Below are 16,341 nucleotides of genomic sequence, written 5' to 3'. Positions count from 1 at the left end.
GTCAATGAGCTTTAATCCGCTGGTTAAGCTGGTATTGATATAGTGACGGCACATCCTGATAATAATGGTTAATCCCTTCCATATACGCCGTTGGGCCATATTCCACCTTAACTGGCTGATTAGCCGAAATACCCATCAGTCTGGCGAACGGCCCATCCTGCATACCATCCAGTAACACCGGTTGGTTATCTTCAAAGCGATTGGTAAACTCAGCGCGAATATTCCAGAAGCTGTTATAGGCCGCATGGGAAGGTTTCCAGTAACCGGCACCACCGCCTTTAAACAGTGCATAATGTTTATCACCTTTGGCTGGCAACGTGATACGCACCTGAATATTATCAAACAGATTCTGCTGATTAATGCCGCTGTGCTGATCCAGTAAAGGTTGCTCGGCCACCGCGCTATTGGCGTAAACACTGCGGGTAGAAAAAGTGTTAAAGCTCAATGGATGCCGCACCCGGTTATTCACCTGCAGATGATCCACCAACACATTATGCACACCGCCCATTTGTACTGAATAATGGGCCAGCTTGTCACCGCCGGTGGTCACGTTGCTAATCGTCACACTGGCAATTTCTTCGGTCAGAATACCGCTGTCGGCGTTATTAATCTGCACATCATCGACCCAGCTGTTAAACAGTCGGGTCAGATACAGGCCGTTGAAGCCCTGCTCCACATGGTGGGCGATATTTTCCGCATAGGGAAAGGCAATTTTAAAGTGCTCAAATCCCACTTGCTGCAAATGTTGCCATTCAGACAAACTGACATGCCATTGTGGCCGGATATTATGCAGCAATGGTGCTTTTATCTGTATTCGTTGCCCTCGTACATCGGTAATCAACACCTGTTGACGAGCTAACGCCAGTTCCGGCTGTTGCCAATGATGGGAACCGATTTTAATTTTCTCTTCACCATAAAGTTCATTCAGAAAAGAGCCCTGCTCACCTTCGGGATTGTACCAGCTGATTTCAATTACCTGTCCCGCCTGTAACCGGCTGGCATCGTTAACCGTTAAACTAAACTCGCCCTGCTTACCATTGATGGCCTGCGCTAACAATTGTGAAGGCTGCTCATAGGCGGACAGATACTGCTTAACCCGTTGTCCGTCAACTTTGCTCCAGAAAAAACCGCCACTCCATGACCACTGCGAAAATGGCAAGGCAATATTATTGGTTTTTTCTTTTTGGATTTTGTTCAGTGACAGCAGATATTCGCGCAACTCGGCCAGTTCAGCAGGCGGTTTGACGTAATTAAGCGGGCGCGGAAAGTAAAACTCGGTCCCCCCTTCACCACTGCCGCTGCCACGCAAAACAATATTGCTGCGCTGGATATAAATAATCTCGCTTAAAATATAGCGTCCGGCAGCAAATTGCAGCACCACAGGGCGGGTTTGGTTGTTCAGTTCGTCCAACAGCGCCAACAAGGCAAGACTGTCATCTTTGCCATCATTAGCATTAATATGATGTTGCTCAACATCTATTACCCGATATTCGCTGATATCCGGCTGCCGCTCACCATTGGCATAACCGGCATAGGAATAATCCGGCAGATAGTTGGTTTGCTGCACGGCCTTATCGGTTAATATTTTTGGCAGTTCTGTGGCGTTAACATTCGACGCCCACAGGTTCACCGATAACAAGCCCAGGGCAGCAACAGCTATGGTTTTTGCCCTCATTGCGCTATCACTCCTTTCACCGGATCGATAGTGATATACACACCTTTAATATTCTGGGTGCGAAATTCGATAGTAGCGGGTTTATCGGCAGCCATATATTCAATCGCCACCTGACCGCTGGCCATTTCAATAATGCTACTTTGATGAGGCGTACCGCGATTTTCAAGCAATTCACCATGACTGGTCAGGTTAGAAAAATAGGCCCGTTCGTTATAATCCAGTACCCGATGGTTATTTTTATCCAGCGCTTCGGCCTGAATTAACCAGTGACCATTGTCCATTTTGTCAGCGGTTAAACGGATATGATCAAACTTGTCATGCTTACCAATCAAGTACGACACTTGCGTGGCATCCTCGGCGACCTGTTTTTTAGCATTGAAACCTTTTACGCTTAACTGGTTAACGCCATTTTTAAACGGCACTTTCCAGACCAGTCCACCGGCGGGTACCACATTTTTTTGTTTGATTTTACGACCTAGCGACTGACCATCCAGCAACAGTTCGGCGGATTCGGTATTGCAATATACTGTGACATCGCGCCCTTCTTTAGGGCCATTACGGTGGGTCCATGTGTGAGACTCAATATAACAGAAAGGTTCATCGCTCCAGTAACTCTTGAACACGTAATAGGCATCCTTAGGCTCACCGTTTCTGTCTACCAGACCTTTCTGGTTCATATAGGGGATAGGATTTTCCGGACGTAGCGGTGTACCAAAATCCTTAAACGCCCACTGGGCATTACCGGCAAAATCAGGCTTGCTTTCCGACACCTGCAAATGCCAGTCAAACAAATCCACAATATAGTTCTCGTTCCAGTCGGAATCTTTGGCGACGCTTTTTACCACTGCCTGATTCATCGCTTCGGACACCGATACCTGCGCACCACGGATGCCGGTTGAACTGATCGGTGTTTCGGTATGACGGCCAACATGACTGGAGCCACCGTATTCCATATGAATAAAGTTGGGATACTTGGCCATGGATTTTTTAACACTGTCGGCGTACTGGCTGTAAGAACCGCCATACCAACCTGCCCAGATAGAAGGCGAAAATGCGTCCACAATTTTATCGCCCGGATAAAATTTACGAATAGAGGTTAAACGGCTGGTATCCAACGATTTGGCCACATCATTCAAGTGTTGCAGATAAGGCGTCACCACGTCATCAGCACCGCCGCCGACAAAATCTTCTTCCCAGTACATTTCATTACCCAATGACCAGAAAGCAATACTGGCATGATTGTAATTCTGGTTGATCTGCTCACGCAGCAGGCGTTCGGTATTTTGCTCCCATTCTTCACCGCCTTTACCGCCACGACACCAGGGAAGTTCATCCCAGATGATCAGGCCCAGTTCATCGGCGGCCCGATACACTTCAGGATCTTGCGGATAATGACCCAGGCGCGCAAAGTTGGCCCCCATATCCTTGATCATTTGCATATCATGCCGATGTTGCTGATTGGACATAGCGGGGCCTACACCGGCCTGTTCTTCATGCCGATGGGTACCGCGCAATAACAGGCGTTTACCATTAATAAAAAAGCCTTTATTGGCACGCATTTCAAACCAGCGATAGCCGAAAGTTTCCGTTTGGCTATGCAGTAGCTGATTTTTGTCGTTCTGTAGTTCGACTTTAAGCTGGTATAAATTCGGCTCTGAGGGCGACCATAGTTGCGGCTGATTAATCACGGGAATAGCTACAGTAACGGGATCAGTTGCTTTTTTTAGCGTTTGGCGGACTGACTGAACCTGTTTTTCTTGTGGATCATAAATGCTGGCAACCAATTGATAATCCTGTTTATCCGCCAGATCCAGGCTCACCTGTACTGCTGTGCTGGCCTGCTGATCAGACACACTAGGGGTGCTTACCAAAACCTTGGCAATCGCATTGGCCGGGCGCTGTTTTAGCCATACATCACGAGTGATACCACCATATAAAAAGAAATCGGACTTTTGTGACGGGATCAGGTTACGGTTGTATTGGTTAGATACGCGGACCAGAATTTCATTACTCTGTCCGGTCTTAATCAAATCGCTAATATCCACCTCAAAGCCTACATAACCACCGATATGTCCACCGGCACGTTGACCATTGACGTACACATCGGTCTCGAAATTGGCCCCTTCAAAATATAACGCAGTACGATCACCGGGTTTGGCATTAATTGCCATAGACTTACGATACCAGCTCGCGCTGCGACGATATCCCGGAATTGCATCGATAGTATCGGTGGCATTCCAGCTATGCGGTAAACTGATAGCTTGCCATTCATCACTGGCTTGTGCTTGCTGTGGCTTAAGGTAGTCCCGCTGCAAGTATTGCCAGTCAGCATTAATCAGTTGTGGCGGATAATCTGCACTGTTTCCTGCCCGGGCAAGTGACGAAGTCAATGCCAGCAAAATGACCAGTAACGATGTTATCCCTCGACGCGGGTTTAACAGGGTAAGAATCAACTTCATTATTTCGCTCTCTTGTTAAGATTTAGTAGTCGCAAAACGGGTTAGCAGTTTGTTGAGACGCCATTGGTGTGTATGCTGCAGTAAAAACCAATCTGCATTGTTGTACTTGTTGCAATACGTCTTCGGGCATATTACCGAGCAGCTCAAAAAAACGGTTATCCTGATAAATCAGTTTTGCCTGATAGGCCAAGCTGACCATTTCTTTCAGTGCAGGTTTAGCTTCCTGACTCCCCTGCCACTGTCGGGAATTATCAATGTTATCGATAAGGTACTGGTAGGCGATTAGCATTCTGGCAGAAGCCGCAGTTTGTTCGCGGTCACTTGTCTGCCATAAATCCACTCCTATCCGCGACGCCACGCGGGCGACACCAAACAAGGCTTTAAGATTAAAGGTGCTGTAATGAAAAGGTCGGGTTCTGACCAGTTCATGGGGCTGTTTTCCGTCAGACTGTATTTGCGCGAGGATCCGCTGGCGGGTATGGCTTGCCGTCTCTTTGATCAGTTGATGATCATCCAGATACCAGGCCACAGAAGTCACAATCAAATCATAAAAACTGCCATGATTATTGTGCATCGCCGCTTCGTCCTGCCCGTTGGCGCTGTGTTTAAGCCAATCCAGAAAATCTTGCAGCCATTGCTGCAGTGCTTGTTGTTCGACTTCTGTCATCTGTGCCTGCAACAGCGGCAACACATCCAGTAAATACACCAGTGAACGAAAATCGATAATGCCAATACCGCGGCCATCAGTGCGTCCGGGAATACTTTGTGCGTAATTGAGATTGGGGTTCATCCGGGTTTCAGCATCGATAAACCAGACTCGTAGTAACTTGATTGCCTGTGCAGCATATTGCGTCCGGTCAGTATAAAAATAACTGTATGCCAATGCCTGAATGCGTTGAACCAGTGTTTTGAATAACACATTGTCGGCCTGGTTATAACGGAATGTCGGGTTAACCTGACCGTCTTGACGGACCCAGGGTAAGCCGTCCGGTTTGCTGTTATCCGGCCACCAGTAAGGTCCAACACTAAAATAATCATGAGGATCACCACTGGCGGGGAGTTGTTTTTTATTGGTTACCGTCAATGGCGGCAACCTAAGTGCTTTATCAGCCTCTTCACGTATAGTGTTAATCGCCTCGCTGACTGATTTATCCTTGTGCATGTTACGTTTGTTCGCAGTCAGAACATCAATATTCCAAATCAGCGAACTGCCCTTTGACTCAATCGCCCTGGTTTCTGCCGCACTGACGGAAGGCGCTAACATAGAAACAACCATAATTAGCGAGCACATAATTTGACTATTGGAGGTCATAAACATCGGTTTACTCTGCCAGCAAGCGAGTCAGTTTATACACTTCCGATGCGGCCAATAATACCGCACCACTGCCGTAAAGCTGGGTATCATCTGCGGTAGCACTGCCCGGCGCAAACGCTACCTGTTGCACGTACCCGACCTTGCCATCGGGATGGATACTGGCGACCAACGATTGCCACCCCTTTTGAATCACCGGCATAAAGGTGTCTTTATCGAGTAAGTTGTTATTGACTCCCCAGGCCATCGCAAACACCAGTAAACCGGTGGCGCTGGATTCAGGTTTAGCCTGATGTTTTTCCAGCAATGATGAAGGCCAACTACCATCCACATTCTGGTAGGTTGTCAGGGTCCGACTCATTTTTTGAAATAATTCTACATAGCGTGACTTGCCAATAAAATCATCAGGTAAATACTCCAGCGTACGGGCGATACCGGCCAACACCCAGCCATTGCCTCGTCCCCAGAATATCGGCCTGCCCTTATCATCTTTACGATCAAAATAGCGGCTGTCGCGCAGGTACAATTCATATTCAGAATCAAACAGGTAATCAGTGGTCGCCCAAAACTCCTTGTCCATAAACTGCAGATACTGCTGCTGATCCGTTACTGCAGCCAAATGTGCCAACACAGGAGGAGCCATAAAGATCGCATCAGCCCAGCACCAGCGAATAGTGCACCAGGGATCTTTAAAGGTGCGAAGTGGTGTGTCTTTCACTTCTTTACGTTTGTCCCTGAAATCCAGTGAGCGATCACTGGGATGGGCCACAACATAACGAAAATTATTGACAACATGGGCTATTTTTTGGCTGTCAGAATTTTTACCTGCCAAGGAAAGATACACATCTCCCATAGCTTGATCGTCAGCGTGATAGCGACGCGGCCCTAGCTGCCAGCGATTAATCGCGGATAAATTTTCTACCGCCTGACGATAACCGGCATCCTTAACAGTATCAGCCCAGCGCAGCAAACCAATGTTAAAAGTCGCGTACATCCAGCCTGTTGGTAAACCACTCACCCGGTCTTCTTCACGCATTTGTCCTGAGCGAAGATCAAACTGGGCCAATTGCCAGTCGGCCACTTGCCGGCCCACTTGCTGCACCGTGTTTTTGGTTAATTTATCGCTAAGTGACAGATTTTGAGTGACAGGAGTCTGATAAGTAACGATCGAATCTGCACCGGCAAAGCAATTAGCGCTGATAAAACCGCTTAGCAATATTGTTATGCCTGATATACGGCAAACTTTGTTCATACTGTTTTCCTTAGGTTGTCTCACTTCATGCATCCACAAACAGGATAAATCGATGCATCGAACAATCAGGTAATGTGGCCTTACCAATTAATTCATATTATACTCTGCCCAAATGCAAGTCCACCCAATTTAACATTTAACTAACAAGCAATGGGTAAATCATGACAATTAATCACGCCGCCAAAACCTGTCAGGCAGGAGTAAAATTATCGTTATTACTAATATTAGCCAGCAGTCTTCCGACCATAGCGGCTACCCATAAAGTGGCTGACTTAAGTGGCCACATCAATATTAATGCGACCAATAGCCTGAATATTGACAGACCCGACAGTCAGATCCGTGTGCCGCTCGAATCGCTATATCAACAGCTTCCTAATGCCCGCAGTAACGCCGTTATAGCGATGTCCGGCAACAGGCCTTTGCCCAGCCAGATGCTGGATACCAATATGGATGGTCGCGCAGATACCCTGACTATTCTGGCAGACTTCAGTGCCAGGCAAACCCGCACGCTATCTCTGTATAGCGCGGATACGTTGGCGCCAGAGGCTATCCCTTCCAATCGCACTCACGCAGAGCTGGCGGTGCGTGTAGGTGGCCGGATGAACGATAAAATGCGTCTTGAGGGCGGCCATTATATTAACGCCCGACAGTTCTCGATTCCGGCCGACCACAGCATTGGTAATAAAGTATTTAAATATGAAGGAATTGGCTGGGAGTCCGAGCTGGTAGCCTACCGGTTTTATTTTGATCATCGCAGCGCCACCGATGTTTTTGGCAAAATCAAACCGCAACTTGCCCTGACTCAAGTCGGCCTGGATGGCGGCAACTATCATAGCTTAGGTGACTGGGGCATGGATATCTTGAAGGTCGGTCCATCAGTTGGTGTGGGGGCGGTAGCCGGATTTAACCATGGTCAAATTGTACAGTTGAACCAGTTTAGTAACGCACAGGCCACTATTAATAATGGCCCGGTTTTAGCCAGTGCAGTGTTACAACACAGCCATTGGCAATTTGGTGATATTAGCACCGATTTATCTAGCCGCTACGCCATCGCACCGGGCAGCCGTTTAACCGAGGTGACAGCTAGGGCTCCCGGCGTAACCCAATGGATTGCCGGAATAGTCGATCATCAGGTGCAACGCTTTGTTAGTGCCGATACCGATAAAAAATGGTGCTATCTGGCCACTTACGGCAAACAAAGTCTGGCCAAAGACAACCTTGGCTTGGGGGTATTTTATCCCTGTCGTCAAGCCAGCGGCTTTGTGAAAGAACAACAAACCGATGCGGTGGTGCTGAACCTTGGTACCCCACCAGTGCATTACTATTTTTTCGCCAACTGGTCAGCAGAGCAGGACGGAGCCAAGGATCAGCAAGCATTTGAGCAATTTCTTACTGACACCCGAAGCAGACTGAACAACCCGATTTTGGTCAAATTGGCAGCAGATCAATAGACAAAATTAGAATGTTAACTAAAAGTGAATTAAATTGGCCTTACCACTTGACATCATAATTTCATCGCATAGACTGCAGGCTGTTTTACTTATTAACAAAAAATACACAAACAACTAATACAAAAATGCGGAGAGCTTGCGATGAAATCAATACAGCACACACCAAATCCAGCCAGAAAACTGAAAAATTCTCTACTCAGTCTGTCAGTTCATGCGGCGTTACTGGCGTCAGCAGGTACAGTTCAGGCCCAACAAGCGCAGCAAGAAGAACCTAAAGCTGCTGATGTGGAAGTCATACAAGTCAGCGGTATTCGTGATACTTATCGCAGTGCCATTGCTGTAAAACGGGGTTCTGCCACTATTGTTGATGCCTTGTCTTCGGCGGAAATTGGTGCACTGCCAGATTTGTCTGTGGCCGAAACACTTGAGCGTATCACCGGTGTTAGCGGCGATCGTTTTAAAGGCAATGCCAGTGAGATTTCGATTCGTGGTCTGGGTCCCTTCTTGGGGTTTTCCACCGTCAATGGCCGCGCGATATCATCCGGCAGTGGTAACCGCTCAGTGGCATTTAGCCAGTTTCCTTCCGAACTGGTTAATGGTGTGGTGGTGTATAAGGCACAGACTGCCAACTTACTCGAAGGCGGCGTATCCGGATTAATCGACTTACAGACCATCAAGCCCATTGATTATGGCAAGCGCCGTTTACAAGCCGAAGTAAAAGGCAACTACAATCCTTATCAGGACAAATTTGATGGCGATAAGGGTATTGGCCACCGCGAATCATTCTCCTTTACCGATACCTTTGATACCGACCTGGGCAAATTCGGCTATGCATTGGGCTATTCCGGTGGCAAAACTTCTTCCCCCGAAGAGAGCTACAATACCAGCTCAACCTTGCGCAACTGTAATTCCGACTATCAGCTAGATGGTGGCAGTAACTGTAACTATGCCGATGATAATGCCGCTGCCAATGGTGGCAACCCGGCCAATGGTGACTATTTCTTTATACCAAATTCTTTTTACTATCGGCAGATGGAATCGATCGAAGATCGTGATGCGGTAATTTTTGCCGTGCAATGGCAACCCAATGACAAGTTCGATATCAATATAGACGGCCAATGGTCCGACCGTAACTATTATGAAGATCGTCACGATTTGCTATGGGATGATGGCCGTCGCCGCATTACCAACTGGACCACTAATGATGAACATGCGCTGATGTCCTATACCGGTGAGTCACGCATCAGCTCCTATGGTGAATACCGGGTACGCGACGAAGAATATAAGGGTTTAGGTGCCAATATAGAATGGACAGTTACACCGAATTTAACCCTGACTGCCGATGCAGCGTATTCTGATACCTATCGCTATCAAACCCGCACCTATGCGCGTTTCCGTGGGGACCGCACCTATTTTGATTTTGTTAATAAAGATGCCGATACATTTCCGCAGGTCACCGCCGTTTATACCGATCTGGATGATCCATCCGGAAGTGCCATTGACTGGCAAAGCGCGGTCAATGACTTAAGCTATTTCAGCGCAGACAGCGAAGCCAGAAATTACCGTTTTGATATCGCTGATACCATTAACAGTTATAAGCTGGACGCCGATTATGTGTTTGATAAAGGCTTGTTTACCAAGTTTAGTGCCGGTATTGCCTCCTCATCCCATAAACACAAAAATTATCAGGAAGAATCCAATAATTTGGCCACCCCCAGTGGTGAACGGGCAGAGAAGCTACAACAATTAATCAGTAATTGCTCAACCGCATTCCCGCAAAGCGATTTTGGCGATGATGCTGGCAGTCCGGTTAGCAGTTGGGCTACCTATGATACCCATTGTGCTTACGACGTATTGGTAGGCGATACCGACTTAACCCCGGATCCCAAAACACCCAGTTCCGGGGATGTGGATATGGTTGAAGATGTCACTTCTATTTACGCTATGGCCAGCTTTTATACCCAGTGGGGATCTATCCCGGTTGACGGTAATATTGGCTTGCGTCATGTCACCACCAAGGTGACCTCTTCCGGTATCCGTTCCTCCTATAATGTCGAATATGATCCAAATGGCTTTGTAGTATTCCAGAGTAACAATGATGTGCTGGAATTTAATACTTATCACAACACTTATACCAACTTGCTGCCCAGTGTGAATTTGAGTCTGGAACTGAAAGATGATCTAATGCTGAGACTGGCGGCCTACTCGGCCATTTCACGCCCGGATATGTGGTTCTTTGGTGCGGCACGCGATATTGGACAGGTGAATGCCGAAGAAGAATTCACCACCGTCGAACAAGCACTGGAAAACAACGTATCGGCGTTGGGTAACCCCTTCCTTGAAGCGCTGGAATCGGATAATCTGGATGCGTCATTAAGCTGGTATTACGAAGATGACACCATGTTGTCTGCCGCTGTTTATTACAAAAAGTTTAACGCGGCATTTGAGGCAGAAAGTAATTTTGAAGATGTGATTGTCGATGGGCAAGCCTATAACGTAGAAGTCAACGGTCTGGTCACTATCAAAGACGACAGCTCGTCAATTAAGGGGATTGAATTAACTGCCATGCATTCATTTAAATGGCTGCCTGCTCCTTTTGATGGTATGGGTGTGGCGGTCAACTACAATTATGCTGACAGCTCGTTTGAAACCCCTGAAGCCGGAGCCGATATTACCGACGATGTATTAGTCCAGATTGCTCCGGCCAATATCGCCGGCCTGTCTAAACATACCTTCAACACCCAGTTATACTGGGAAGATGAAACCTATTCAGCGCGTTTGTCTTACAAGTACCGTTCTGAATATTACAAACCTTTTGGCCCTAACCTGGCACAAACTAACCGCTTTGTTGATGATACCGGTTCGTTTGATTTATCACTGGGTTATAAAATCAATAAAAACCTGAAAGCCAAATTGCAAATTCTGAATTTGACCAACGAACCCTACGTTGAGCAACGAGTCGCTCATGAGGCTTACAACCGTATTGAGTACTCCGGTGCGCGCTATTTTCTGGGGCTACAATATCGTTTGTAGAGCCTGAAAATAACCGGACTGATCCTCTGAACCATAATGGTTCAGAGGAGGTTATCCCATAGTAATAAGTAGTTTGAACAGGAGTAATAACAATGATTGAAACCTGGAGATGGTTTGGTCCCAGCGATTCAATCAGTCTGAGTAAAATCGCTCAGGCTGGCGCGACTGGCATTGTCAGTTCGCTACATGAAATTAAAACCGGTGACGTTTGGCCATTGGAGGCCATTGCCGAACGCAAAAAAATCATCGAAGACGCGGGTCTTGAATGGTCGGTGATTGAGAGTATTCCCGTTCACAATGACATCAAAACCCGTACGGGTGATTTTCAGACTTATATCGACAATTACAAACAGTCAATCCGCAATGCTGCCGAATGTGGTGTTTACACCATTTGCTACAACTTTATGCCGGTAGTGGACTGGACGCGTACCAACCTGATGTACAAACTGCCGAACAACAGCCATGCCCTGCGTTTTGAGATGACAGATTTCGCTGCTTACGATATCTATCTGTTACAACGTGACGGTGCGCGACAAAGTTATGCGCCGGAGGTTATTGCCAAAGCAGAAGCCCGTTTTGCCAAGATGTCCGATATTGAAAAACTGGAACTGGAGAAAAATATCATCGCCGGTTTGCCCGGTGGTGAAGGCTCTTATACCCGGGAGACTATCCGCAGCACGATTCAGCAGTTTATTAATCTAGGCACCGAGGGGTTCCGCCAGAACCTGTTTTTGTTCTTGCAGGAGATTATTCCGGTAGCTGAATCTGTCGGAGCACTAATGTGTATCCATCCCGACGATCCGCCATTTTCATTATTCGGTTTACCCCGGGTGGTATCCACTGCCGACGACGCCCGCAAATTATTACAGGCCGCGCCGGGCAAGGCAAACGGGCTGACTTTGTGTGCCGGCTCTTACGGTGCCCGTTGCGATAATAACCTGGTAGAAATGGCCAAAGAATTCGGTCCGCAAATCCATTTTGTGCATTTGCGCAACGTCATCCGCGAGGCCGACGGCTCGTTTTATGAGTCCGATCATCTGGCCGGTGACAACGATATGGTCGGCCTGGTACAGGCCTTACTTAGCGAAGAAAGACGTCGTCAAACCAGCGGCGATGACTTGCCCAGTATCCCGATGCGTCCCGATCATGGTCATTTGCTGGAAGATGAGCTGAACCAGAAAGATGTTAAACCCGGCTATTCCTATGTGGGTCGTCTTAAAGGCCTGGCTGAATTACGCGGGGTGATTCACACCGTGGGGGCATTACTTAAGTAATTTAGGTGGGTCAGTATATTGCAGTATGCCATTAACCTAATGGCATACTGTTTTTTTTAATTGTTATCATCTATCAAAATGGGTGGCGGCGTTCTCTGTGGCATTCTCGATATGCATTTTCATCGCGATACGGGCCTTTTCAGGATTACGTTGTTCCAGTGCTTGCAAAATTTTATGATGTTCAGCAATCGACGGATGAACCCCCTCTTCCCTGATCTGCTCTAAAAACGCACTGCTCAATTCTGACTGATTACGCAATTCCCACAACCAGTTTACTACCGCCAGAATAGCGCTGTTTTGGGCAGCCTCGGCAATAATCAGATGAAATTTACAGTCAGCTTTTTCGGATGCATCCGGCTTTTTTTCCTCTTCTTCCATTTCTTTTACCGCATCACGCAAGCGATCAAGTTGTTCGTCAGTAATACGACTGGCAGCCAATGCGCAAGCTTCCGCTTCGATGATATAGCGGATCTCCAGAATTTCGAACAAGCCGATACCTTTATCGGCAAAGTCCAGTTCGATTTTGGACTTCTGGTTGCTGACATAAATCCCGGAGCCGGTACGAATTTCAATCACACCGGATAATTCCAGTGCAATCATCGCTTCTCTAATGGTAGGCCGACTTACCCCGAGCTGCTCGGCTAACTCGCGTTCGGAGGGGAAGCGTTCTCCCGGTTTAATCACTCCACGGTCAACCAGTTTACGCAGTTGCTCTGCGACCTTCATATACAACCTGTCATTTTTGATCGCCTGAAGTTGCAAGGTACTAATCATTTCTTCAGCAAATGCCATTGTCCTGTCCTGATCCGGTTAGCGCTCATTTTCCCTCCACTAGACTATTCTCTATCTGTTCAACAAAGTCTGTGGGCGGGTAACTCTTTGATAACTATACAGCTTAGATGATGCGCGATTATAACATTTAAATTCGTTTAAATTGATAGCCAAACGAAAGATAAACAACCGCTACTTAATTTTCATTAAACATTGAGCAATTAATATACAAAAATATTTGCGGTTATATGATAATTTTCTGAAAAATCAGTAAATTGCTTAATTAAATAGGGGATTATGACTTGCCCTCAGATGTTGTCACCCTTAGACTGGGGCACAAATTGAGAGCTAATACTCAAAATGAATACATCAAACATAATAAAATCATGGTTGTCCCCATGCCTCAACTAGAGCAACTTTATCGCCAGTTATCCGTTTTAAACACTTTATGGCAAGCTCCCTGGACCGTTTTGATAACTGAGCTGTCCAGCACAATTAAAGATATTTTGCAGGCCGAACAAGCCGCAATTTGGCAAGTAGACCATAGTGACAAGGCGTTGCACCTGAGTCACCCAATCCTTGATGCTGAAACTTTTTGTTCTGCACCACGCCAATTAAAACAGTTTCCACTGTATTTCGAGTGTTTGAGTAAATATAAGCTGCTCAATCTGGCCACTATTAATGATCAAGATGTATTGGCAGGCCAGTTCGATACGGCAATTACTTTTGCATCGCCAATATCCGAGTTACATATTCCGCTAGTGCTGAACTGCAACCTGGAAGGCGCACTGGTTATTGGGGGCATACCTCAACAAACATGCTCGCCACAGCATCTTCGCCAATTTCTGCTAGCGTTGGCCGGTTTAATCTCGCAGCGGTTTTATCATGAGAAAACGCAACAGAGCGAATTGGCCTGCCAAGAAATGAACCGCAAATTACAAGCGACCTTCGATAATGCCGGCGAAGGTATATTCATGATGCGAAATGAATATTTCATCGATTGTAACCAGGCTATTTTGCATATGTTCCGCTGCACCAAACAACAGATAATGCAGAAGACCCCCATGCATTATTCGCCGGAATACCAGCCTGATGGCCAGCTATCCACCGTCAAGGCGATGGAACGAATAAGAGCAGCCTTTGATGGTCAGGTGCAAAATTTTGAGTGGCAACATAAGCGCCATGACGGAACACTGTTTGATGCTGAAGTGACGTTGACTGTGATCAAGCTCGATCCGGATCCTGTGGTTCATGCTATTGTCCGCGATATCACTGCACGTAAACTGGCCGAGCGGCAACTTCAGCAGTCAAAAGCTTTACTGGTCACCCAAAACCAGAATCTATCTTTGCTTAACGCGTTGTCGATTCAGTTACATGGCTGTACATCAGTCAAAACCATTGTTGAAGAAACGCTGGATATTTTACTGGAACTGTTAAACACCCCTTATATTGCCATTTACCTGCTTGATGACGATAAGCAACACCTTAAATTAAGCAGAAGCCACGGCTTTGACGATGATATTATGCAAGCCGGTCTGCGACTTCCTCTGACTGAGGGTTTAAATGGCACTGCATTACAGTTAGGGCATACGCTGGTCACTTCCAATATGTCATCAGACAGCAATGCCAATCCCAAACTGATGACCTTGATGCAGTCTATTAATGTCAATTCGGGTGCTTTTATTCCATTAATTTATCAGGATGAACCGCTTGGCAGTCTATGTCTGTTATACGAAGGTAATTATGTTTTCGATGAAACTGAACAGGATACCTTTGAAACCATAGGCAAAAATATGTCGTTGTCCCTCATCAACGCCAGACACATGGGCAAACTGGAATATATGGCGCATCATGACTCGCTAACAGGCTTGCCCAACCGCGCGTTGCTGCATCACGAATTTGAGAACAACATTGCCTGTGGCCCTGGAATGCCTGCGGTATTATTACTAATAGATCTGGATCGTTTTAAAGATATTAATGATACATTAGGTCACTACGTGGGTGACTTATTGTTGCAACAAGTCAGTCCCCGCATCAGCCAGTGTACCCAAAAATACAAAACCCTGATTTGCCGGTTGGGCGGTGATGAATTCACAGTATTGATTTACGGTCGTCCTGATCGCAATGAAATAATCCAGTTAACCGACAATATTCTTAACGCCTTGCGTCAACCGATTAATATCGATTCGATGTTGCTGGAAATTGACGCCAGTATCGGCGTGGCATTTTATCCCGCCGATGGCAAAGACAGCCACGCACTACTGCGCTCTGCCGATGTTGCCATGTACGACGCCAAAAAACGGGGTGGTGGAGCGACACTTTACAACCGCGAAAAGGACATTCATACGCCAGAACGCCTGACGCTCATGGCAGAATTGGGTAGCGCCATTCGTGATGACCAACTGGTCTTGCACTACCAGCCTAAAGTAGATCTGAAGAACAACAAAATCACCGGATTTGAAGCACTGGTCAGGTGGGATCACCCGTTGTCAGGATTACTATACCCTGACAAATTTATCCCGTTGGCCGAAGTCAGTGACGCCATTCATCATCTCACGGATAAAGTGCTGGATATGGCGTTGTCCCAACAGCAAAGCTGGCGTGAACAGGGCCATAACTATTCTGTAGCAGTGAATCTGTCGGCCCGTAACCTGGTTGATGATCGTTGCGTTAACAGCCTTAAAGCGAAGCTGAAAAAATATCAGACACCAGCGGGTATGCTGGAGCTGGAGCTAACCGAAACAGCATTGATGCAAGATCCTGAAAAAGCGGTCGATCTGCTGACACAGTTGTCAAAATTGGGCGTTAAATTATCTATTGATGATTTTGGCACCGGCTATTCATCGTTGTCCTATTTGCGCCAGCTTCCTATCGATACCCTTAAAATAGATCGCTACTTTGTTAATGAAATGCTCAAAAATGAACAGGACATTATTATTGTTCGCTCAACCATTTCACTTGGTCACAATCTTGATTTAAAAGTGATTGCCGAAGGCGTTGAAGATCACGAAACCATGGCAGCACTGCGCAAGATGAATTGTGATATTGCCCAAGGCTATCACATCAGCCATCCGCGCAATTGGCCGGAAATGGAGCAATGGCTAAAATCATGAT

Annotated in this window: 9 protein-coding genes; 4 read left to right on the top strand and 5 right to left on the bottom strand. The window is 46.7% G+C overall.

Annotated features, from left to right (window positions below):
* Window position 1: 1 nt before the first annotated feature.
* The 4 genes from V1467_RS07505 to V1467_RS07490 are packed head-to-tail and all read right to left on the bottom strand — an operon-like array spanning window position 2 to window position 6,698.
* Window positions 2–1,675 carry a hypothetical protein gene (locus tag V1467_RS07505; protein ID WP_416308171.1) on the bottom strand — a complete coding sequence of 558 codons (1,674 nt, stop codon included), beginning with the start codon at window positions 1,673–1,675 and terminating at the stop codon, window positions 2–4.
* On the bottom strand, window positions 1,672–4,134 hold the full coding sequence (locus tag V1467_RS07500; protein ID WP_416308170.1) for a glycoside hydrolase family 2 protein: 2,463 nt from the start codon (window positions 4,132–4,134) through the stop codon (window positions 1,672–1,674). The genes V1467_RS07505 and V1467_RS07500 overlap by 4 nt, the downstream gene beginning before the upstream one ends.
* A 22-nt stretch (window positions 4,135–4,156) precedes the next feature.
* On the bottom strand, window positions 4,157–5,398 hold the full coding sequence (locus V1467_RS07495; RefSeq protein ID WP_416308169.1) for an alginate lyase family protein: 1,242 nt from the start codon (window positions 5,396–5,398) through the stop codon (window positions 4,157–4,159).
* A gap of 58 nt (window positions 5,399–5,456) precedes the next feature.
* Window positions 5,457–6,698, bottom strand: coding sequence for a glycoside hydrolase family 88/105 protein (locus tag V1467_RS07490; RefSeq protein ID WP_416308168.1), 1,242 nt, complete (start codon window positions 6,696–6,698; stop codon window positions 5,457–5,459).
* A 161-nt stretch (window positions 6,699–6,859) separates the two neighbouring features.
* Here V1467_RS07490 and V1467_RS07485 point away from each other — a divergent pair, with 161 nt between their 5' ends.
* The 3 genes from V1467_RS07485 to uxuA all read left to right on the top strand — a co-directional run bounded on the left by V1467_RS07485 (window position 6,860) and on the right by uxuA (window position 12,456).
* A complete protein-coding gene (locus V1467_RS07485; RefSeq protein WP_416308167.1) occupies window positions 6,860–8,149 on the top strand; it encodes a DUF4861 family protein in 1,290 nt (429 codons plus the stop codon).
* A 141-nt stretch (window positions 8,150–8,290) separates the two neighbouring features.
* Entirely contained in the window at window positions 8,291–11,182 is a 2,892-nt protein-coding gene (locus tag V1467_RS07480; protein WP_416308166.1) for a TonB-dependent receptor, read from the top strand.
* Window positions 11,183–11,274: 92 nt separating this feature from the next.
* Window positions 11,275–12,456 carry a mannonate dehydratase gene (uxuA, locus tag V1467_RS07475; protein WP_416308165.1) on the top strand — a complete coding sequence of 394 codons (1,182 nt, stop codon included), beginning with the start codon at window positions 11,275–11,277 and terminating at the stop codon, window positions 12,454–12,456.
* A gap of 66 nt (window positions 12,457–12,522) precedes the next feature.
* Here uxuA and V1467_RS07470 read toward each other — a convergent pair whose 3' ends face one another.
* Window positions 12,523–13,248: a FadR/GntR family transcriptional regulator gene (locus V1467_RS07470; RefSeq protein WP_416308164.1), complete on the bottom strand. Its 726-nt coding sequence runs from the start codon at window positions 13,246–13,248 to the stop codon at window positions 12,523–12,525.
* A 377-nt stretch (window positions 13,249–13,625) separates the two neighbouring features.
* Between V1467_RS07470 and V1467_RS07465 the strand changes: the two genes are divergently transcribed.
* On the top strand, window positions 13,626–16,340 hold the full coding sequence (locus V1467_RS07465) for an EAL domain-containing protein (protein ID WP_416308163.1): 2,715 nt from the start codon (window positions 13,626–13,628) through the stop codon (window positions 16,338–16,340).
* Window position 16,341: the final 1 nt, after the last annotated feature.

Origin of the sequence: Neptunicella plasticusilytica, assembly GCF_047922965.1 — a bacterium.
GTDB lineage: Bacteria > Pseudomonadota > Gammaproteobacteria > Enterobacterales > Alteromonadaceae > Neptunicella > Neptunicella plasticusilytica.
Note: the sequence above shows the minus strand (reverse complement) of the source record. Positions and strands in the feature narration are given on the sequence as shown.